This is a genomic window from Micromonospora sp. NPDC048063 (assembly GCF_043202855.1).
GTDB lineage: Bacteria > Actinomycetota > Actinomycetes > Mycobacteriales > Micromonosporaceae > Micromonospora.
The window spans coordinates 121,964-141,882 of the sequence record NZ_JBIDBG010000014.1; the positions used below are offsets into that span (position 1 = coordinate 121,964).

Below are 19,919 nucleotides of genomic sequence, written 5' to 3' on the forward strand. Positions count from 1 at the left end.
GTCAACAACGCTCATGGTCACTACTACGAGGTAGCTCAATTTCTGGCCGGGCACGGACGCAGCGATGAGTTTCTCCGGCCCGGAGAGTCTCACCAGCATCATCGACAACACAGGAGGAACGCGTGACTCAACTACTGAGAGTGCAGAATTTCAACGTGTCGAGTGACGGAATCGGTGCCGGTGAGGGCCAGAGCCTCGAGCGTCCGTTCGGCCACGCCGACCCCGAGAGGCTGTTCGCCTGGGCCGGCGCCACGGCGAGCTGGCCCATGCGCACCGCCCCCGGGGGAAGTCGGGGCCTCGACGACTACTTCACGCGGGACTACGCACGCAACATCGGCGCCGAAATCATGGGCCGCAACAAGTTCGGGCCCCAGCGCGGGCCCTGGAGCGACCATGAGTGGCGCGGCTGGTGGGGTGACGAGCCCCCGTTCCGCACCCCGGTGTTCGTCATGACCCACCACAAACGTCCTTCGATCACGCTCTCCGACACCACGTTTCACTTCATCGACGGAGACCCGGCCACGGTCCTCGAGCAGGCGCGGGAGGCGGCGCAGGGCAAGGACATCCGACTCGGCGGTGGGGTCACCACCATCCGGCAGTTCCTCGACGCGGACCTCGTCGACACCATGCATGTGGCGGTTTCGCCGGTGAAGCTCGGGTCTGGACTACGACTCTGGGAGTCCCACGATGAGCTGCTCGACCGGTTCCATCTCGAGGTCGTGCCCAGCCCGAGCGGCGTGACACACCACCTGTTCTGGCGAAAGTGACCCGACGGCACCTGGGCAGCGGCTGCTTGGCTGCTCTGCGGTCCCGTTCGAGGGCAGCGCCCAGCTGAACAGGTGCGGACACGGCCCGTCGCGAACCGCGATCTGCCACCGCCGCTGCCCGCCTGATCCGCCAGCCTGACGACCACAGAGAGGCCATGGGCGGCATTCATGCCGCAAGGACGAACGGCACGACTCCGCCGAACCGACTAAGCGTCCTGCTCGGCGGGGACGGAGTCGGGCGTAGGGTCGACAGCGGCGCGGGCGGGCCGAGCCCGACCGGAACGGGGGGCCAGTGGGCGCGACGCGGCAGACATCGCTCCGGCGGTGGGCCGGCGTGCCCCGGTGGGTTCGGGTCGTCGCGATCGCCGCCGTCTGCCTCTTCGCGTACGGCGGGATCGTGCACCTGGGCGACCTGCTCGGCATCCGGCCGGGTGGTCCGAGCCAGTCCATCCCCACCTGGCTGACGCTGTACTTCACCTCGCTGACCGTGTTCGATCCGCTCGCCGGGCTGTTGCTGGTGCTGCGCCGGATCGAAGGGCTGCTGCTCGGCTGTGTCTTGTTGGGCAGCGACGCGGCGGCGAATGGGTACGCCAACTACGTGCTGGACACCGCGCCGGGCATCACGCCCGGCCGGATCGGGCAAGCGGTGATCACGACACTCGCGGTTGCCCTGATCGCGGCGGCGCCCCGGGTCGCGCCCTGGCTGCACCGGCCGCGACGTGCCGGCGAGTGCGCTATCCATGAACGTCGTCGGGTCTGATCGGACAGGCGGCTGTGGTGCGGGGTCGGCCCCAGCGTTGTCGGCGTTCGCTGCCCGTGTCCCCATCAGCGGTCCACCGACGCCACCCGACCCGGCGACAACACCCCCACCGGATCGTCCGAACGACAGGGGCAGTAAGTCGTACCGGACCGGGCGACCGAGGAGTCCCCGGCTGGGGACGATCAAAAGGTGACGGGGCAGTAGCGGCTCCCACTCCGAGTGTTGGCTCCTCGCTGGGTGCCGGCAACACTCCACCCGCCGGATAGGTTCACCCGGCACGAGCGCCAGCCTGTGAACCGTTTTCCCGCGACCTGCGGATAACAGGTGATGAATCCCGGCTCCGCGGAAGGTCGCGCATGAACCGTTTTAGACGAGTGAAGGCTGTCGACGTCGGCACGTTGACGGATGGGGCAGTCATCGAGCGATCCATCCGGGATGCTGAGAGCTTCGCGGTGATCTTCGACCGGCACGCCCCGTACATCCACCGCTACCTGGCGAGGCGGCTTGGTACCGGGATCGCGGACGACCTGGCCGCCGAGACGTTCCTGGTGGCGTTCCGTCGCCGGGAGCGGTACGACACCGCCCGTCCGGACGCCCGGCCATGGCTCTACGGAATCGCGACCAACATCGTCAGCCAGCACCGACGCGAGGAGGAGCGCGAGTACCGGCTGCGGCAGGCGTACGTCCCCGCGACAAACGAGGCGTCGCACGACGACCGTGTCGCCACTGTGGTCACCGCGCAGTCGCTGCGCCGAATGTTGTTCGGCGCCCTGGCCGAGCTTTCCACCGGCGACCGGGATGTGCTGCTCCTGATCGCCTGGGAGGAGTTGACCTACGACGAGGCGGCCGCCGCGCTCGGGATTCCGGTGGGCACCGTGCGATCACGACTCAACCGCGCCCGCAGGCTGCTCCGCGACGCGCTGGGCGGCGATTCCACCATCACGATCGAGGAGGCAATGAGCAATGGATGACATGCGACTGCTCCAGCAAATCGGCCAGGAGACCCCGCCGGCCGCCCCCGAACAGTTGGCCTCGGCCCGCGGCCGGCTTCTAGCCGCGATGACCGCCACGTCCCCTGCTCCCACGACGATTCGCCGCTCGAACCGACGGAACTGGCGACTCGTACTCAGCGGGATGGTGGCGGTGGGCGTCGCGGCGGCGGTCACCTCGGTGGTCGTGCTCGCTCCGGATCAGCTCGGCGGTGACGCGCCGGTTGCCAGGGCCGATGCCAGCCAGGTGCTGCGGAACGCGGCGGCCGTTTCGCTCCGGATGCCTGACCTCACCCCCCGATCCGACCAGCTCATCTACCAGCGCACTCAGAACCGCCAGTCGATCCGTGAGAGCTGGATGTCGGTGGACGGGACCCGAGACGGACTGGTCAGAGAAACTTCCGCTGGCGGCACCACGGAGACGGTCATTCCGGGCTGCCGGAACGGGCGGATGGCCGCGGTGAAGGGCGGCCAGGTGGTTCCGGGCCGGACCGAGCAGTGCGCCCCGGAACCCGCGTACCGCTCCGACCTGCCTACCGACGCGGCCGCCATGCGGACCTACCTGGCCGAGCACCGCAGCGGCGAAGCCGGTGACGTGAATGCCGCCGGCAAGGACGTGCTCTTCCTCGCCGAGAGCTATCTACGACCGCAGACGCGGGCGGCGCTGTACGAAGCCGCAGCAGCAGCCCCGGGTCTACGCGCCGTCGAGCACGTCACGGATGGCGCGGGCCGGCCGGGCATTGGAATCGCCTGGCCGTCCACGAACGGAGCGGAGCAGATGGTCCTCGTCTTCCACCCCGAAACCTATGCCTACCTCGGCACCTCGCGATACACGGCGGTGATCACCCACACCGTCGTCGACGAAGTCGGTCAGACGGGCTGACCTCCAGTACCACCCGGGCGGGCCGCCCGGCGCGGCCCGCCATCGGTGCCCGGCTGGTATCCCATGTCCAGCAGTTCCGACTTCCACGTGGTGAAGGTGACCGCAGCGGCCACGGCAGGGGTGCGGTGACGGCGTTCTGAGCAGGTGGTGCGGTGGTGGCTGGGCAAGAAGACAACCCGCTGCCCATTGAGGGGGGCGCCGCCCGGTCGTCAGCGGGCCGCGCGGCGGCCACGCGCCCTGGCCGCCTGGCCGTACGCCGACAGCACCAGCGCGGTAGCGCCCCAGAGGACGATCGCCCAACTCGTCGGTGGAGTCCAGGCCGACAGCCAGCCCGCACTGTCCGCGGTGTTCAGCGGAGCACGCGGCTGCACCGACATGGCCGCCGTAGCGAAGCCGGCTGCCGCAAGGCCACACAGTACCGGCACCACCGCGCGGCGGAACACGACTGCGGTGAGCAGAGCCGTTACCAGCCATAGAGACGCCCCGGACAGGACAGCGGCGGTGGTGGTGGCGTGGTCGGTCGGAGAGGGCTGCTCACCGAAAAATGCCGCGGAGGAGATGAGGCCCGCGTACAGGGACCATGCGGCGCCGGGCAGCGCCAGGATCAGCATCAACCAGGGGTACGCCCAGTGGCCTGGCTCTCGGGGAGGGGAAGAGCCCGCAACGGCACCGTCGTGCCGGTCGTCATCCCCTGCGTTGGTCATGCCCCTGATCCTGGCCCGGCACGTGCCAGCCCGCCTGAGTCGCGGTACTCAACCTGGTGGCCCTCGTCAGGGAGCAAGTGTGGTTCCTCGATCGCGTTACGACGATCGCGGCGCAGGTCGCGCCTGGTGGGTGAGCGTGACCGTCAGCCCCTCATTCTCGGCCCGCCAGCCACCAGAAGCCGACGTACAGGCCGACCGTGCCCAGCAGCAGCGCGACGAACCGCAGACGATGTGCCACCGGCCCTCCTGTCACGGTGCGGCACATCGTAGCCCCGGTCATTCATCCGTGGTGGCCTGCGTGACAGAGCTCAGCGCCGCCAGCGGAGGGGGCCGGGGCGGACCGACCAGAGGACGCGGCGCCACCAGGGGCGGGCGGCCCGCAGCGCGGTGACGTAGTCGTTGGCGATCGCGCCGGCCCGGGTGGCCTGCTCGGGCGTGACCGTGCCCGGGGCGAAGGCCGCCTGGTTGAGCAGGCCGGCCAGCTCGTCCACCCGGGCGTCGGGATCCCCGCCACCTGCCGTGGTGCGCGGCGGGCCGGTGTCTGCCGGTGCGGGACCGGCGGTGCCGACCGGATCGGCCGGGGCCCCGGAGATGCCGGCCCGGCCGTCGGTGAGGGCCCGGCGGGCGTGGGCGGCGACCTCGGTGGCGGCCAGGTCCCCGCCGACCGGTCGGCCGGCCAGCCGCAGCGCGTCGGTGAGCTCCCGCCAGGCGCCCGCGATGCGCTGGCCGGGGTCGCCCCGCTCCAGCCGTGCCCGGGTCTGCGCCCGGCGCATCACCAGCAGGACGAGCAGCGCCGTTACGACCAGCAGCAGGGTGCCGCCGGTACCGCCGCCGACGAGCAGCGCCGTGGACGGCCCGCCGGCGTCGGTCGGCTTGCCCGGCGCGGCCACCGGCTCCGGCGGGGCGGTCGGCTCGACCGTCGGCTCCGGCACCTCCGACGGGGGCGGTTCGTCGGGCGTCGGGCGGAAGTCCTCCTCCACCGGGCGCGGTTCCTCGTCGGGTCGGGGCAGCGGGTCGAACGGCACCCAGCCGAGCCCGTCGAAGAGGACCTCCGGCCAGGCGTACGCGTCGCCGGCCCGGACGGGGCCGTCGCCGGTGGACCGGAAACCGACCACCACCCGGGTCGGCAGCCCGGCCAGCCGGCCCAGCACGGCGAACGCGGCCGCGAACTGCTCGGAGGTGCCGCGCTGGCCGCCGGCGTCGCGCGGTCCGAAGAGGAAGAAGTTCAGGTTCGGGTACGCGTGCCCGCTCGGCGCGTCCGCGACGAGGCGGTAGTGCTCGGCGAGGAACTGCTCCACGGCGGCTGCCCGCGCGTACGGGGCGCCGTTGGACTCGGCGAGCTGGGTGGCGAGCCGGCGCAGCGGCTCGGGCACCCCGTCGGCGACCCGCAGCACCCGGGCCACCTCGTCGCCGGCCGGCACGTCCGCCGTGCTGAGCAGGTTTCCGTCCGGCGTCTCCACGGCCGAGGTCACGGTGTAGCTCAGGCCCGGCGTCAGCCCCTCCGGCCGGATCAGCGTCCCGGTCGTCGGGTCGTACGCCACCCGCGCCCCGGTGACCTCGCGCGGCGTGGCGACGGCGGGCAGCAGCCGGCCGCTGAGTTCGGCGACGGTGATCTCCTGTCGTACCGTCCGCACGGTGCTGTCCGGCGCGGGTGCCGTCGCCGGCAGGATCCGTCCGGCGTTGCGGTACGTCGCGCCGACCCGCCAGGTCACGCCGTCGTAGTCGCTGAGCACGGCCAGCCGGATCGGTGCCGGCCGGCCGCCGGTGTCCGGCCCGGAGTCGGGGGCGGGGTCGGGCGCCCCGGTCGGCGCGGGCGCGTCCGGGGAGTCGGTGCGGACGTCGAGCAGCTTCTGTCCGGGGTTGAGCGCCCACCCGGAGATGCGGATGAGGGGGCTCTCGTCGAGCGCCTCCACCTGCGGCGGCTCGACGTACCGGCGCGGGTCCACCGGCCGGCCGTCGACCTGGCCGGCGAGCGCCGGGCCGAGCAGGGCGGCCAGGCCGACGACCACTGCCAGCCCGGCGGCGGAGGCGGCGGCGAGCCGGGTCCGCACGGCGGCGCGGACCGCGGGCGTCAGCCCGGCGGTCGGGTCGCCGCCGGCCGTCGCCGCGGCGCCCGGCGGTACCGCCAGGCCGAGCACCGCCACGGCCACGAAGGCCAGGGTGGGCCCGATCGCCGGGTCGGCGTTCGGGCCGACCACGTAGAGCGCGGCGGCGTAGAGCAGCACCGGCGGCAGGTAGCCGAGCAGCACCCGGCCGGCCCGCAGCGCCACCTCCGCCGCGGCGAGCCCGGCCAGCCAGGCGGCGACCAGCGGCACCAGCACCGTGTCCGGGGTCGGCTCGACCGGGATCATCGCCGTCAGCAGCCGGGGGATGCCGTTCGTGGCGGCGTCCGCGGTCACCTCGGCGAGACCGCCGGGCAGCTCGGCCCGGGTCCCGGTCAGCCGCAGCGACCAGGCCGTCCAGCCGGCCATCGCGGTCACCGAGACCGGCGCGACCAGCCACGACGGCAGCCGGCGGGCCGCCATGCTGACCAGCACCGAACCAATCGCGGCACCGAGCACCAGCCGGGTCAGCAGCGGGCCGGCGTAGACCCGGCCGAGCACCGCGCCGGCCAGGCCGATCATCGCGATCAGCGCCAGCGGCACCGGCACGGCCCGCAGCGCCCGCAGCATTGCCCGCCCCGGCCCGGCGGTCCCGCTGCCGCCGGTGCCGTCCCGGTCCGGCCCGGCGCTGCCCGCGGCCTGGCCGTTGCTGCCCGTGGCCTGGCCGCCGCTGTCGGCCGGCGGCGGCACCGCCGTGCCGGCGCGGACTCCGCCGGTCGCCCTCACCACCTGCGCACCCCGTCCCACTCGGCGGCGAACGCGGCGCCGTCCGGGGCGTCGATCACCACCAGGCCGGCCGCGCCCGACGGCGCCGGCTCCGCCGCCCCGAAGATCCCCACCACCACCGACGGGTACGCGGCGCGCAGCGCGCCCACCGCACCCAGGTCGCCCCGGCCGCCCGGACCGGTGAGGAAGACGAGCGTGTCGCCGAGCCGTTCCCGCCGCAGTCGGGCGGTGGCGGGCTGGAGGACGTCGTCGTCGGCGAGTTGTGCCGCCGCGAGTCGGTCCAGCGGCCCGCCGCCGTGCCCCGTCTCGTCGCCCGTGGTGTCCGGCCCGGACGGTTCCGGGGCGACCACCAGCAGCACCACCGGCAGGTCCTCGCGGACCGCGGCGGTCACCACCGAGGCGGCGGCCTCGCACGCCGACTCGAACGACTCGGCCACCCCGTCGACCCGCTCCGGGTGGGCGACCGCCCGGTTGTCCAGCAGCACCACGATCCGGGGCAGGCTGGTGTCGACGTTCTCCCGCACCATCAGCTCGCCGACCCGGGCGCTGGTGCGCCAGTGCACCCGGCGCAGCTCGTCGCCGACCACGTACTCGCGCAGCGAGTCGAAGGTGATCGACCCGTGCGGCACCTTGTCCACCCGGCCGTCCAGGCTGCGTCCCGCCCCGGTGGGCACCGCGTGCAGCGGATGGATGCGCGGGTGCACCCAGACCGGCACCGTGCCGCCGTACGGGCGGGCCAGCGCCACCAGGCCCAGCGGGTCGCGCCGGGTCACCCGTAGCGGCCCGACCGGCACCACGCCGCGGCGGGAGGTCGGTACGTCGTAGCGGACTGTGGTGTCGCGGCCCGGTCGCAGCCGCAGCAGCGGCACCGGGACCGACCGGTTCCCGCACCGGTCCTCGGCCACCAGGCTCGCCGCCGGCAGCCGGCCGGCGTTGCGGACGGTCAGCGTCATCGCGGCCGGCTCGCCCCGCGCCACCCGGTCGGGGTCCGCGCTGCGGGTCACCTCCAGCCGGGGCCGCCAGGCCGCGGTCGCCAGGGCGTAGCCGACGGCGGTGCCGGCCGCCGCGCCGAGCAGCGTCAGCTCGGGGTACGCGAAGCGGAAGCCGGCGCCGAGCAGCACGACGGCGGCGACGAGCAGCCCGACGCCTCGGGCGGTGAGCGCGGACACCGGCGTTGCCGGTCAGCCCTGGACCGGGGCGGGCTGGCCCGAGGGAAGCGGCACCGGCACCGAGGCGACCGCCTGGCGCAGCACCTCGGCGGCGGTCACCCCGCGCACCTGCGCGTCCGGGGTGAGCAGCAGCCGGTGCGCGAAGACCGGCTCGGTCAGCGCCTTGAGGTCCTCCGGCATGATCCAGCCCCGCCCGTCGATCAGCGCGTACGCGCACGCCGCCCTGGTCAGGGCGATCACGCCCCGGGGGCTGACCCCGACGCGCACCTGCGGGTGGGCGCGGGTGGCCGCGGCCAGCCGCACCGCGTACGTGTAGAGCGGCTCGGCGATGTGCACCCGGCGGGCCATGCGGACCATCTCCCCGACGGTGGCCGTGTCGGTGACCGCGGTGAGCGCCTCGGGGGAGCGGACCGTCGCGCCGCGCAGCACCTCCACCTCGACCGCCTCGTCGGGGTAGCCGACGGAGAGTTTCACCAGGAACCGGTCGAGCTGGGCCTCGGGCAGCCGGTAGGTGCCGTCCATCTCCACCGGGTTCTGGGTGGCCACCACCAGGAACGGCTGCGGCACGGGGTGCCGGACGCCGTCGACGGTGACGGTGCGTTCCTCCATCACCTCCAGCAGCGCCGACTGCGTCTTCGGCGAGGCCCGGTTGATCTCGTCGGCGATGACGATGTTGGCGAAAACCGGCCCCGGGTGGAACTCGAAGCCCCGGGTGGCCTGGTTGAAGATGGTCACCCCGGACACGTCCGAGGGGAGCAGGTCGGGGGTGAACTGGATGCGCCGCCACTGTCCCTTCACGGTGGCGGCGATGGCCCGGGCCAGGGTGGTCTTGCCGACCCCGGGCACGTCCTCCAGCAGCACGTGTCCCTGGGCGAAGAGCGCGGTGAGCGCCAACCGGACCACCTGTGGCTTGCCCAGCACGACCGCGTTGACGTTCTCGGCCAGCCGGGCGGCGAGGGCGGCGAAGCCCTGCACCTCCGGCTGGGTGAGCGGCTCGTGGGTGTTCACGGTCGGTGGTGCTCCTTGCCTGGGCGGTCAGCAGGTGGGCAGGACGTTGATGTTGTCGCCGCCCTCGAGGTTGAGCCAGGCCCAGGGGATGTAGTTCTTCCCGCTGTACTCGACCTGCACCCACCAGGTGCTCTGCTTCTGGTTGTTGTAGATCCAGGAGTCGACGTTCTCGCCCGACTTCTTGCAGTACGCCTTGAGTCGGGTGCCGGGCTTCGCCCAGCCGACCTGCCGGTTGTTGTCCTGCCGGGGGACGGAGAAGATCTCGTTGCCGTTGCGGCCGTCGACGTCGGAGTTGCAGTACGTCCGCTGGTCGCCGTCGGGGCCGTTGTTGCAGGTGGCGATCCCGTAGAGGGCGTCGGTGGCCTGGGCGCGGGTGGCGGTGCCCTTGCCGGCGGCGTTGCTCGCGGTCACGGTGAAGGTGTACGCCGTGCCCGGGGCCAGGCCCGTCATCGTGATGCCGGAGCAGTTCCCGGTCTTCGTCGGCTCGCCGTTCGTGCTCAGCGAGCAGGTCGCCTTGCCGCCGCCGGCGTCCACGGTGAACGTGACCGTCGCCGAGGTGGCGGTCGCCGACGAGCCGGTCACGGTGATGCGGGGCTCGGCCACCGTGCGGGCCGTGGCGGTGGCCTCCGGGCCGGGACCGGCCTCGTTGACCGCCTTCACCTTCACGGTGACGTTCTGGCCGTTGCCCAGCCCGTCCACGGTGGCCCGGGTGTCGGTCACCTCGCTGGTGCGCCCACCCACGTCCACCAGGTACTTCGTCACCGGGCGGCCGTTCGCCCCGGCCGGCGACCACTGCACCGCGACCGTGCCCGGCCGGTCGGCGACCGTGGTCGCCCGCAGGTCGGCGGGCCGGTCCGGCGCCGCGTACGGCACGACGGTGTTGCTCACCGGGGAGGCCGCCGAGCCGGCGCCCCGGTCGTTGACGGCGACGACGGTGAACGCGTACTGCGTGCCGTACTCCAGCTCACCGGCGGGCACCACCAGCTCCGTCTTGCGGGACTCGCCGGCCGGCGCGTTGGTGCCCGCCGAGGTGGCCGTCACCACGTACTTCGCGATGGTGTTGCCCTGACCGTTCGCCGCCGGCCAACGCACCAGCACCGTGCCGTCCGGCCGTTCCTGGGCGGTGACGCTGGCCGGCGGGTCGGGCACCGCGGCGGTCGGCGTCACCGGGTTGCTGGTCCGCGCCGGGCCGTCGCCCTTGGCGTTGACCGCGTGTACCGAGAACCGGTACGTCTCGCCGTTGGTCAGGCCCTTGATCTCCACGGCCCGCTGGTTGGCGCCCACCTGCACCCGCTGGCCGGCACCCTCCACCACGTACCGGGTGATCTCCGCGCCGTTGGTCGGGGCCGGCCGCCAGCTGACCCGGGCCTGCGCATTGCCGGCGGCGGCGGTCACGCTGCGCGGCGCGCCCGGCTTGCCGACCTTGGGCTTCTTCGGCGGGGGCGGCGGCGTGGGAGCCGGCGGCGGGTCGCCACCGAGCACGTCGTTGGCGTACTTGTCGACCTCGCGGACCTGGTGCTTGTCGTCCACCACCCGGGCGGTCGCCGAGTCGGGGGCGTTGACGAAGAGGTGGTTCTCCCGCACCTCCAGCTCCAGCGGCCCCGTCCCCTTACCCCGGATGGTGTCGACCAGTTGGCCGTTCGCGTCGAAGGCGTAGACCGTGCCCGACGCCTCGTCAGCGCAGTAGAACCGGCCGGCCCACGCCACCGCCGGGCTGAGCCGGTCGCCCGTGCCCGGCACGGTGAACACGCGCACCTCGCCGCCGTTGCCGACCACGTATACCCGCCGCTCGCCGGGCACCGTTACCGGCACCGCCGGCCCGCTGGTCCGCGCCGGCAGCGCGCCCGGGGCGCTCATCGTCAGCGGCGTTGGACGGACCTGGCCCCGCTGCACGGTGACCAGCGCGCCGGCGGTGCGGTCGAGCACCGCGACGCCGTCGTCCAGGGTGGAGACGACCAGTTCGTGACTGGCCTCCGCGACGTCGTACGTCTCGACCTGCTTCGGGCTGAGGCCGGCCCCGGCGGCGGCCGAGGCGGGCGCGGAGGGCAGCGCGGCGGCGGTGATCGCCGAGACGGTGCCCTCGCTGGGCACCGCGATCCAGAGCCGGCCCTCCCCGTCGAAGGACCCGCCGGTGATGCCCGGCGGGTAGCGCACGGGCTCGCCGACCGGCGTCAGGGACTGCGGGTCGAGCTGCCGGACGATGCCCTGCACGGCGTCGACGACGAACGCCGCGTCCTCGTGCAGGGCGACGCTGACCCCGAGGCCCGGGGTGGTGCGGGTGGTCGCGGTGATCTGCAGGGTGGCCAGGTCCAGCGAGCTGACCTGGCCGGTGTTCAGGTCCCGCAGGATCAGCAGCCGGTCGGTCTGGGTGACCTGCATCGGGTGTCGGCGGGCGGCCGGGATCTCGACCCGGGTGTCGACCCGCGCGGTGACACCGTTGACCCGGGCCATCTCGCTGCGGGCGGTGCTCCACAGCCAGGAACTCGCGTCGTAGCTCGCCACCGCGTTGTCCGCCGCGCCGAGACCGAGGACGGTCAGCCCCATCGCGGCCAGCAGCGCCGCCACCGTCCCGATGGTGACCAGACCGCCCCGCATCCGGCGGGAGCGGGGACGCGGACCGCCGGCGTTCGCGGCGTCGTCGATGGTGGCCACTACCGGCTGCCTCCCGTGTCGTCCTGGCAGGTGGCGCGCCCTGACCGGCGACCCTCCCCTGAGCCGGGTGCCATCATATGGCCCGGCCGGGGGCGGGGGAACCCGCGCTGTCCCGCTGTGGACACCGAGCGTGCGCGCCGCGCCGGGGGTCAGCCTCAGGTCGTCGGCGTGTCGCCCTCCCGCTCGGTGCAGACCTGCCCCGACGTGGCGAACGAGTCCGTCGAGTAGACCGCCAGCACCGTGAAGCAGTAGTCCACCCGCGAGTTGAGGCCGTTGACCGTGTAGCTGGTCTGGCCGGGGTCCACCGTGGCCATCACGCCCAGCTTCTGCCCGGCCCGGCCGCCGGCCACCATGAACGGCACGCCGCCGCGCGCCGGGTCCGTCCAGCTCAGGGTGATCGTCGCCGAGTCGTCCCGCAGCGCCAGGTCGCCCGGCGGCGGGCCGGCCGCGTTCGGCGAGGCCGCCGCGGTCGTCGACGCGGTCGGTGAGGCGGGCCCGGCCGGCGGCGCCGCCTCCCGGCTGAGCACCAGCACGCCCACCCCGACGAGCGCCGCCACGGCCAGGACCGCGACGACCACGGCGACGACCACCGCCGTCCGGCTCCGGCCGCGCTCCTCGGGCTCCGCGACCATCGGGTACGCCGCCGGCGGCGGCGGGAAGGCCGGCACCTGGTGGGCCGGCCCGGGCACGGTGGACGGCGACGGGACCTCCTTCATGGGGAACGTCTCGTCGATGTCGAGGTACGCCGGCGCCTGCTCTCCGGTCCCCTGCTCCCGGCCCCGCTTCCGCTCCAGCGCGGGTTCCTGGTCCCGCTCGTCCTCGACGTCCTGGTCGCGGTCGCTCCCGGTGGCCGGCGGCTCGGTCAGCGCCTGTGGGGGAGCCGTGCTGCTCCACGGCGGCGCGGTCATGCTCCACGGCGGCGCCGGCGCCCCGCTCACGGGAGGCGAGGGCTGCGGCGGTGCGCTGACGGGCGGGTACCCGGGAGGCGCGCTGACCGGCGGTCCGCTGATCGGTGGCGCGCTGACCGGGGGAACCGGCGGTGCGCTGACCGGTGTCGTCGGCGCAGGCGGGTGCGGGGCCGTGGCGGTGACTTCGGACGTCCCGGGTGAGGCGGGGGTGGCCTCCGACGTACCGGGTGGCGCGGTGGTGGCCGGCGTGGCCGCAGCGGCCTCGGCCTGCTTCGCGTTGGCGGCGCGGGCGGCCTCCTCGGCGAGCAGGGGCTCGATCTGCCGTACCTGGATCGTGGGGTTGTCCCACCTGGGCCCGCGCGTCGACTGTTCCGGCGCCTCCGGCCCGGCCGACGCCGCGTCGTCCGGCACGGCCGGACGCGGTGCCTCGGCGTCGGGCGCCGGGCGTGCGGCGGCCGGGGCGGACGTCTGGGCGGTGGGGACCGACGGCGGGGTGGGGGGTGTCGGCGTCCTGTCGCCGGACGTCGGTGCCGCGGTCGGCCGACCGCCGGATGCCGGGGACGCGGCCGGTTCGGCGGTGGGTTCCGGTGCCGTGGAGGGCGTGGCGTCGGCCGTCGCCCCGTGGGCCGTCCGCTGCTGCGGTGGCACGGCGGGGCCCGGCCGCGACGGCGCGACGGCGGGCGGCGTGGGCGGCACCGACACGGCGGCGGGGGCGGGAGGCGCCGCGTGTCGCGGGCCCGACGCCGCGGTCGTCGCCGCAGGCGGGGGAGACGAGACGGCGTGCGCCGCGTGCGGCGGGACCGGCGGCGGTGGCGGGATCGTCCTGGCGGACGGGGAGGTGCCCTCGGCCGCCGGTGCGGCGGGATGAGGCGGGCTCTGCGGCGCGGGCGCCGACGGACCATGCGCCACGGACGGCTGCGCGGGGGCAGGGGCAGGGGCCCACGGAGACTGCGGCGGCGCTGCTGTACCGCTGGCGTGGTGCGGCGGTACCGCCGGAGGCGGCGGGATCTGTTGCGCCGGGACGGCGTGCGGAGTGGCCTGTCCGGTCGCGGCGGCGTGCGGCGGTACGGGCGGAGCCGGCACCCGGGCGGCGTGCGGCGGGTTCGGTACGACGGGCGGGGCCGGGGGAGCCCATCCGCTGTGCGGCGGGCTGGGCACCACCGGCGGGGGCGGAACCGGGGCGGCGCCGGTGTGTGGCGGGACGGGCACCGCCGGGGGAGGCGGCACCGGGGTGGCGTGCGGCGGCGCGGGCACCACCGGCGGGGGCGGCACACGGCCGGCATGCGGCGGACCCGGGTAGGGCTGGGCCGGCGGCTGGTGCGGCACCGGCGCGGCGCCGGTGTGTGGCGGGTGCGGCGGGGTGGCGGTGGCCCGAGCCGGACCCGGCGGAGCCGGAACGGTGGGCGGCGGCGGGATCGGCCGGTGGTACGGCGGAGCGGGCGGCGCCGTGGTTGGGCCAGCGGTCGCCTGCGGCGCGGGCGGAGGCTGCACTGTCGGGGGCTGTGCGGCCGGAAACCGGGGTGGCTGGGGGATCGCGGTCGGCTCGTGGGGCCGCCACGCGGTGGAGAGGGCGGCCAGCGAGATGGTCGGCTCCGACAGGGCCGACAGGTCCGGCCGCGGGCCCGGCGCGGCCGGCTGAGGGGCGGGAGCGGCATCGCCGAGATACTGCCGGGCCGTGCGTACGGCCGGGTGGTCGACACCGAGCACGGCGGGGCCCAGGGAGGCGACGAGGCGGTAGTTGCGGCGGGCCTCGTGCCGGTTGCCCAACTCATGCGCCACCGAGGCCAACTCGAAGGAGAGCGCCAACATCAGCGGGTCGGCGGGCGGCCAGCGTCGCTCGCCGGCGGCGTACGCCTCCTCCAGTGTCCGACGGGCAGTGCCCGGGTCGTCCGCCTCCCGGTGCAGGCGGGCCAGCAGGTGCGCGGTGCTCAGCACATCCGGGTGATCCTCGCCGTACGGCGGCCGGGCGGATCCGACGGCGTCGGCGAGCAACCGGCGGGCGGCGGTGAGATCGCCCGCGGCGCGCAGGGCGAGGGCCCGGTGCTGGACGGCGGCCAGGGGAGAGGGATGGGACACGTGGTCATGCTGCCGGGTCGGACCCGCCGGACGCTACCCGGGCCCGCCGGTCGGCGTCGGTCGTCCCGCGTCGTGGACCGGCCCGACCTGCACGGACGCACCGGCCGGAAGCCGATGTGCATGATCCACCCGGGGCGTGTACAGTAACTCCTCGTGCGGCCCGCCAGAGCGGCCTGCGGGTGATGAGATCCCCCAGGTCGGCGCGGTAGGCTGGACGAGTAAGTCCGGGTGGCGGAATGGCAGACGCGCTAGCTTGAGGTGCTAGTGCCCGTATAGGGCGTGGGGGTTCAAGTCCCCCCTCGGACACCAGTCTTCGTGCGGGATCACGGGAGCTCACCACCCCGGTGGCTCCCGATGAGGGCACCCCGTAGCACTCGTGCACCCATCGAAGGTCAGGGCTCTCGGCACCACGCGCTGAGGCCGTGCGAACGGCTGCGGCGGTCACCATGACGGCCGCCCGGCAACCGCCCCGCCAGCACCTCGACGAGCATCTGATCGGCGCGGTCATCCCCACCCCGCGTCCTCGCCCGGCACCGCCGCTGGCCCCGATGGCGGAGCTACCCGCAGCCGTTCCACCTGGGCGCGAACCGGCCGACGGCATCGTCTTCGACGTGGCCCGCCCGGACGCCGACGGCCGGGTGGCCGCCCGGGCGTTGCTGCGGGCGCTGGGCTGGCCGTCCGGTCACCGCCTCCATGTCGACGTCACCGACGGCCTGCTGCTCATCACCACCATGGCCGACGGGATGCACGCCGTGGGAGCCCGCGGGGCACTCCCGCTGCCTGTCGCGGCCCGGCAGATGTGCGGCATCACCTTGCACCAGGTGGTGCTGCTGGCGGCGGTCCCGGCGCGGGATCTGCTCGTCGTGCACCCCTCGAACACCATCACGCGGCTCCTCGCGGACCTGCACGCCGCCGTCCTCGGAGGCCGCTCTGATGCCGGCTGATCCGTCACGCATCGTCACCGCCCGGCAGATGCTGGCCCATCTCGGCCTCACCCCCGCCGACCTCACCGCCCACCCCGACACTTCCGGCCGCACGATGCCGACAGTCGCCGAGTACGTGCCTCGCGTCGCGGCCGCGGCCAGCCCGGGCACGCGGCGCACCTACGGCACCTACTGGGACCGGATGGCCGCCGTGCTCGGTCATCTGCGGCTGGACGAGGTGAGCGCCAGCGACATCGAAGCCCTCATGCGGCAGGTCACCGCCAGCGCCCGCTCCCGGCGGACCGGCCGCCAAGGCCGCCACGCTGGCGAGCATGTGATCGCAGCCGCCCGCGCTGTCTACCGCCGGGCCATCGCCGACGGCTACCTCACCGCCGCGGACAGCCCCGCCCACCGGGTGGCCAAGCCACGTCGGCTGCCCAACCCCCGCCGTGCCCTCACGCCCGGGGAACTGCAGGACATCAACCATGCGGCGCGGAACAGCGGCAACGACGTCATCCTCGACGCACTGCTGCTGCGGCTGCACACCGAAACCGCCTGCCGACGCGGCGGCGCCCTCGCTCTCCGCCTGGTCGACCTCGATACCCGCCACTGCCTGGTCCGCCTCACGGAGAAGGGCGGCACCCTGCGCTGGCAACCCATCACCCCGACCCTCACCGAACGCCTCCTCGAGCACGCCCAGGCTCGGGGCGCGGTCCTGCCCACCGACCGGCTGCTGCGCTACCGCAACGGGCAAGCGATCAGCAGCCGCCGCTACGACCACCTCTGGAAACGCATCGGAGACCGCCTGCCATGGGTCGCCGCGCAGGGCATCTCCACCCACTGGCTGCGCCACACCACCCTCACCTGGGTGGAACGCCACTTCGGCTACGGCATCGCGCGCGCCTACGCCGGCCACACCGACCGCCGCGGACCCGCCACCACCACCTACATCAAGGCGGACCTCCACGCCGTCGCCACCGCCCTCGCCGCCATGACCGGCCAGCCCCACCCGCTCGCCGCCTTCACGCCTACACCCGATAGATAGGCGAGGGTCGTGCCGCAGTCAGTGCATGGGGCCGTTACCCCCGGGTCCTGCGCCCACAGCTCCCGATCGGTAACACTGCATAACAGGCGCGCGCCACTTCGGCGAACCACTCCGCATTCGGATCTGCCGATGAGAGCGTGTTTGATCTTGTCCGGCGGTTGGGTTCGGCCGCCAACGCTCCGCCGTGCGGCCTCCGGCATCACCTACCTTGGAGTAATGCGTTTGGAATGATCTCCATCCCTGCGCATTAGTCCATGATCATGACGATCTTGGGGTCGGCGAACCTCACGGGAGTACGCACCCATCCACTGCGATTGGTGAGCGTCGGACCTTTCGGTCAGGCCAATCTTGGCGTACATGATCTTGAAGATAACTGTGGAACGGCGAACTGCACTGGTTCCGGCCGATACGACCGTCGTCGTGGGCGAAACGGACCTCTTCAGCGATAGCCACCTCGATGGTGGCTATGTCGGGGAGGCTGAGCTTTGGCCTAATCGATGATCGAGTTGGCGAAGGCGAGCAGCACGGTCCACCGGCGCACCGACACGCCGCGAGCGGTGACCGCCCGGGGTGCGGACCTGGCGCGTCGCCAGCACTTGATTGGAACCGGGCAAAGGCGCACGACTCGAGGGCGGGAGCCCCACAATGGGTGGCGTGGACACGCACGTTGACCATCCGCCCGGTCTGCACCCGGGCTGGGGGAGTGGCGCCGTTTGAGCGATGGTCAGGCCTAGCAGTCATCAGAACAGCGACTTCCCGCCACGAGGAGTTGTCGGCATGCCCGCACGGATATTCAGGTACCTGGTGAAGAACTCGGTGCCTGACTACCGACTGGATCTGGTCAAGGCGAAACTTGTGTTAAGGAGACTGGACACCGCTATGTCCGTCGTGGACATTGCGCTCTGAGTGCCAAGGAGAGTTCGGTTCTGGCCCTTCGGAGCCGCCCTGCGGAGAGGCTTCAAACCTGCCACGCGGCGTTGGCTGAAGACCGTCGTGGTGAAGCGGATAGCACACGGCGCCGCGTGAGGCGGGGTAGGGCGTCAGGTGGAGATCGAGAAGGCGGCGACGGTCCCACGATAGGCCTTGCTGTCCGGAGGAGGAGCGGTGCGATGCCGATAGACGAAGTTTTCAACAGCCCGTGGACGCGGAAGCACGACGACCCTCGGTTCAACCTCATCCCACAGGCGTCCCGCATCGTGTATCCCACGTCCCTGCCCGAGCTGATCGAACTCTGCCGGGACCGCGAACCCGACGAACGGTTCAAGGCAGCCGGCAGCCACTGGGCGCTCTCGCGGGCCGCGATCAGCGACCATACCTTCATCGAGACTCACGACCCGCGCAACGTGCATCAGGCGATGGGCAGGACGCTGATCAGCGTCATTCCGGGCTGCCTGAACCGCGACTATGTCGAGCGCATGGTCCAGCTCGGGCAGGACATCCCCTCCTATCTGGTGCACGTCGAGGCGGGAAAGCGCATCTACCAGCTCTATGCCGAGCTCGACCAGGTGATCGACGTGGGTGATCCGTCCACGCTGGCGGGCTACATCAACCGCCACTTCGGCGACCCCAGGTATGGCGGGCCGTGGGCTTTCGCGACCCTGGGTGGCGCCGGCGGGCAGACCGTCGTCGGAGCCTTCAACACCGGCACGCACGGGGGCGACTTCGACCGGCCACCGCTCGCCGACAGCGTCCTGGCGATCCACCTGGTGGCCGACGGCGGCAAGCACTACTGGATCGAGGCGGTCGACGGCAACGAACCGCACCTGACCGACGACTTCCTGATGAGTCTCGAGTTCCGCACCGAGGAGCTGGGTGGCGCAGCCAACTTCGAGCTGATCCGCGACAACAACGTGTTCGACGCGGTGCTCGTCTCGGCGGGGCGCTTCGGGGTGATCTATTCCGTGGTGCTCAAGGCCGTGCCGCAGTATGCGCTCTATGAGCGACGGCGGCTGCACCTCTGGCAGGATATTAGGCACCAGATCAAGGATGTCCGGAGTCCGCTCTACACCGACGTCGCGGTCCCGGCTGGCGCCACGTTCGTTCCCTCGACACCGGTGTTCGGCGATCAGCGCTTTCTCCAGATCGCGGTCTGCCTTACGACCCACGCGAACTTCCAGCGCAACCTCGTGGGCATCACGAAACGCTGGACCCTGCGACCGCCGGTAAACACGGCCGGGCGCGACGAGCGGGTCGGGCGCATCGTGGATCCCTTCGACCAGCGGCTGCAGGCTCCGCGGTTCGAGAGGGCCGGCGCGAACCATGCCTTCAGCCCCGATCCGGACGACCCGCACAAGGGCGCCGACCCCGGAATGCTGGAGCGGGCGTGTGCCGACTCCAGCTTCCTCAAAGGGATCATCGGCGCCACGATCGAGGAGATCGAGCGGTTCGTGAACAGCAAAGGGGCGGTGGTCGGAACCACGATCGCGGCGGTTGCCGTGCCGGGAGGGGTCGGGCTCCTCGCGCTCATCCCGGCGCTGCTGCTCACGCTGGTCATCCTGAAGGAAATTCTCGACGCCTTCGACGACGACAGCCGGTTCGGCGAGCAGATGGAGCACATCAAGAACGAGCTGCTCGACCCCGACGAACCGAACCCGGCCAAAAGGGCGGCCGGGCTCCTCACCTGGCAGCTCATCTACTACGCCGCCTTCCAGTCGCAGCAGGGCGACCGCGACTACGAGGCGATCAGCTATGCGGTCATGGATCAGCGGGATTATCTTAACGTCAGCTGCGAGGTGAATGTCGACTCGGTCGAAGTCTTCTTCGACGCCGTGGACGACCGCCTGATCGCGTTCGTCGACTCCCTGATCGCCTTCGAGATGAAGCAGGAGTTCGAAGGAAAGGCATTCGTCGGCTATGCCTCGCTCAGGTTCACGAAGCGGACCCGGGCCCTGATCGGCATGCAGAAGTTCGACACCACGTGCTCCGTCGAGGTCGCGTGCCTTCGGGACGTCAGCGGCAGCCAGGAGCTTGTCGACTATGCGGTGAAGCTGGCGCGCAACCCAAACATCCGCGGGCTGCTCCACTGGGGCCAGCGCAACGACAACACCCGCGACGAGGTCGAGGGCATCTATGGCGACAGCCCGCTCAACCCGGGCGGCAACCTGGGATTCTGGCGACAGGCGCTGCGCCACATTACCGAGGACGGCGGGCGGAACGGCTTCAGCAGCGAGTTCACCCGCCAGCGAGGGCTCGAAGAGGCGTAGGGAG

The 19,919-nt window shown here is 72.9% G+C and carries 13 protein-coding genes and 1 tRNA gene; 8 read left to right on the top strand and 6 right to left on the bottom strand.

Going from position 1 to position 19,919, the window contains the following annotated elements; genetic code table 11:
- Positions 1–122: 122 nt before the first annotated feature.
- The 4 genes from ACGFZ2_RS27395 to ACGFZ2_RS27410 all read left to right on the top strand — a co-directional run bounded on the left by ACGFZ2_RS27395 (position 123) and on the right by ACGFZ2_RS27410 (position 3,399).
- Positions 123–767, top strand: a complete 645-nt coding sequence (locus ACGFZ2_RS27395) for a dihydrofolate reductase family protein (RefSeq protein WP_393458285.1) — start codon at positions 123–125, stop codon at positions 765–767.
- Positions 768–1,101: 334 nt separating this feature from the next.
- Positions 1,102–1,527 (top strand): hypothetical protein, encoded by a 426-nt coding sequence (locus ACGFZ2_RS27400; RefSeq protein WP_393458288.1) that lies wholly within the window; start codon positions 1,102–1,104, stop codon positions 1,525–1,527.
- Between the two features lie 356 nt (positions 1,528–1,883).
- Positions 1,884–2,498 carry an RNA polymerase sigma factor gene (locus tag ACGFZ2_RS27405; RefSeq protein ID WP_393458291.1) on the top strand — a complete coding sequence of 205 codons (615 nt, stop codon included), beginning with the start codon at positions 1,884–1,886 and terminating at the stop codon, positions 2,496–2,498.
- Between the two features lies 1 nt (position 2,499).
- On the top strand, positions 2,500–3,399 hold the full coding sequence (locus ACGFZ2_RS27410) for a CU044_5270 family protein (RefSeq protein WP_393458294.1): 900 nt from the start codon (positions 2,500–2,502) through the stop codon (positions 3,397–3,399).
- Positions 3,400–3,608: 209 nt separating this feature from the next.
- On the opposite strand, the gene ACGFZ2_RS27415 is transcribed toward ACGFZ2_RS27410, so the two are convergent.
- The 6 genes from ACGFZ2_RS27415 to ACGFZ2_RS27440 all read right to left on the bottom strand — a co-directional run bounded on the left by ACGFZ2_RS27415 (position 3,609) and on the right by ACGFZ2_RS27440 (position 14,744).
- Positions 3,609–4,010, bottom strand: coding sequence for a hypothetical protein (locus tag ACGFZ2_RS27415; RefSeq protein ID WP_393458297.1), 402 nt, complete (start codon positions 4,008–4,010; stop codon positions 3,609–3,611).
- A 401-nt stretch (positions 4,011–4,411) separates the two neighbouring features.
- The gene (locus tag ACGFZ2_RS27420; RefSeq protein WP_393458366.1) at positions 4,412–6,775 is read right to left on the bottom strand and encodes a transglutaminaseTgpA domain-containing protein; all 2,364 of its coding nucleotides are present in this window, start codon (positions 6,773–6,775) and stop codon (positions 4,412–4,414) included.
- Positions 6,776–6,927: 152 nt separating this feature from the next.
- Positions 6,928–8,100 carry a DUF58 domain-containing protein gene (locus ACGFZ2_RS27425; RefSeq protein ID WP_393268200.1) on the bottom strand — a complete coding sequence of 391 codons (1,173 nt, stop codon included), beginning with the start codon at positions 8,098–8,100 and terminating at the stop codon, positions 6,928–6,930.
- A gap of 12 nt (positions 8,101–8,112) precedes the next feature.
- The gene (locus tag ACGFZ2_RS27430; protein WP_357700432.1) at positions 8,113–9,108 is read right to left on the bottom strand and encodes a MoxR family ATPase; all 996 of its coding nucleotides are present in this window, start codon (positions 9,106–9,108) and stop codon (positions 8,113–8,115) included.
- Between the two features lie 27 nt (positions 9,109–9,135).
- Complete coding sequence (locus ACGFZ2_RS27435) at positions 9,136–11,760, bottom strand: fibronectin type III domain-containing protein (protein ID WP_393458300.1); 2,625 nt, start codon at positions 11,758–11,760, stop codon at positions 9,136–9,138.
- 155 nt (positions 11,761–11,915) lie between these two features.
- A complete protein-coding gene (locus ACGFZ2_RS27440) occupies positions 11,916–14,744 on the bottom strand; it encodes a tetratricopeptide repeat protein (RefSeq protein ID WP_393458303.1) in 2,829 nt (942 codons plus the stop codon).
- A 222-nt stretch (positions 14,745–14,966) separates the two neighbouring features.
- Here ACGFZ2_RS27440 and ACGFZ2_RS27445 point away from each other — a divergent pair.
- The 4 genes from ACGFZ2_RS27445 (at position 14,967) to ACGFZ2_RS27460 (ending at position 19,915) form a co-directional block, all read left to right on the top strand.
- Positions 14,967–15,053 (top strand) — tRNA-Leu (locus ACGFZ2_RS27445).
- Positions 15,054–15,166: 113 nt separating this feature from the next.
- Entirely contained in the window at positions 15,167–15,688 is a 522-nt protein-coding gene (locus ACGFZ2_RS27450) for a hypothetical protein (RefSeq protein WP_393458306.1), read from the top strand.
- Entirely contained in the window at positions 15,678–16,712 is a 1,035-nt protein-coding gene (locus tag ACGFZ2_RS27455; protein ID WP_393458309.1) for a tyrosine-type recombinase/integrase, read from the top strand. Before ACGFZ2_RS27450 ends, ACGFZ2_RS27455 begins: the two co-directional genes overlap by 11 nt.
- Positions 16,713–17,821: 1,109 nt before the next feature.
- Positions 17,822–19,915, top strand: coding sequence for a hypothetical protein (locus ACGFZ2_RS27460; protein ID WP_393458312.1), 2,094 nt, complete (start codon positions 17,822–17,824; stop codon positions 19,913–19,915).
- Positions 19,916–19,919: the final 4 nt, after the last annotated feature.

What these genes read in the sequence shown, in the direction of transcription:
- ACGFZ2_RS27405 (WP_393458291.1), top strand. Translation starts at nt 1,884, where the DNA reads ATGAACCGTTTTAGACGAGTGAAGGCTGTCGACGTCGGCACGTTGACG.
- ACGFZ2_RS27410 (WP_393458294.1), top strand. Translation starts at nt 2,500, where the DNA reads ATGCGACTGCTCCAGCAAATCGGCCAGGAGACCCCGCCGGCCGCCCCC.
- ACGFZ2_RS27415 (WP_393458297.1), bottom strand. Translation starts at nt 4,010, where the DNA reads ATGCTGATCCTGGCGCTGCCCGGCGCCGCATGGTCCCTGTACGCGGGC.
- ACGFZ2_RS27420 (WP_393458366.1), bottom strand. Translation starts at nt 6,775, where the DNA reads ATGCTGCGGGCGCTGCGGGCCGTGCCGGTGCCGCTGGCGCTGATCGCG.
- ACGFZ2_RS27455 (WP_393458309.1), top strand. Translation starts at nt 15,678, where the DNA reads ATGCCGGCTGATCCGTCACGCATCGTCACCGCCCGGCAGATGCTGGCC.
- ACGFZ2_RS27460 (WP_393458312.1), top strand. Translation starts at nt 17,822, where the DNA reads ATGCCGATAGACGAAGTTTTCAACAGCCCGTGGACGCGGAAGCACGAC.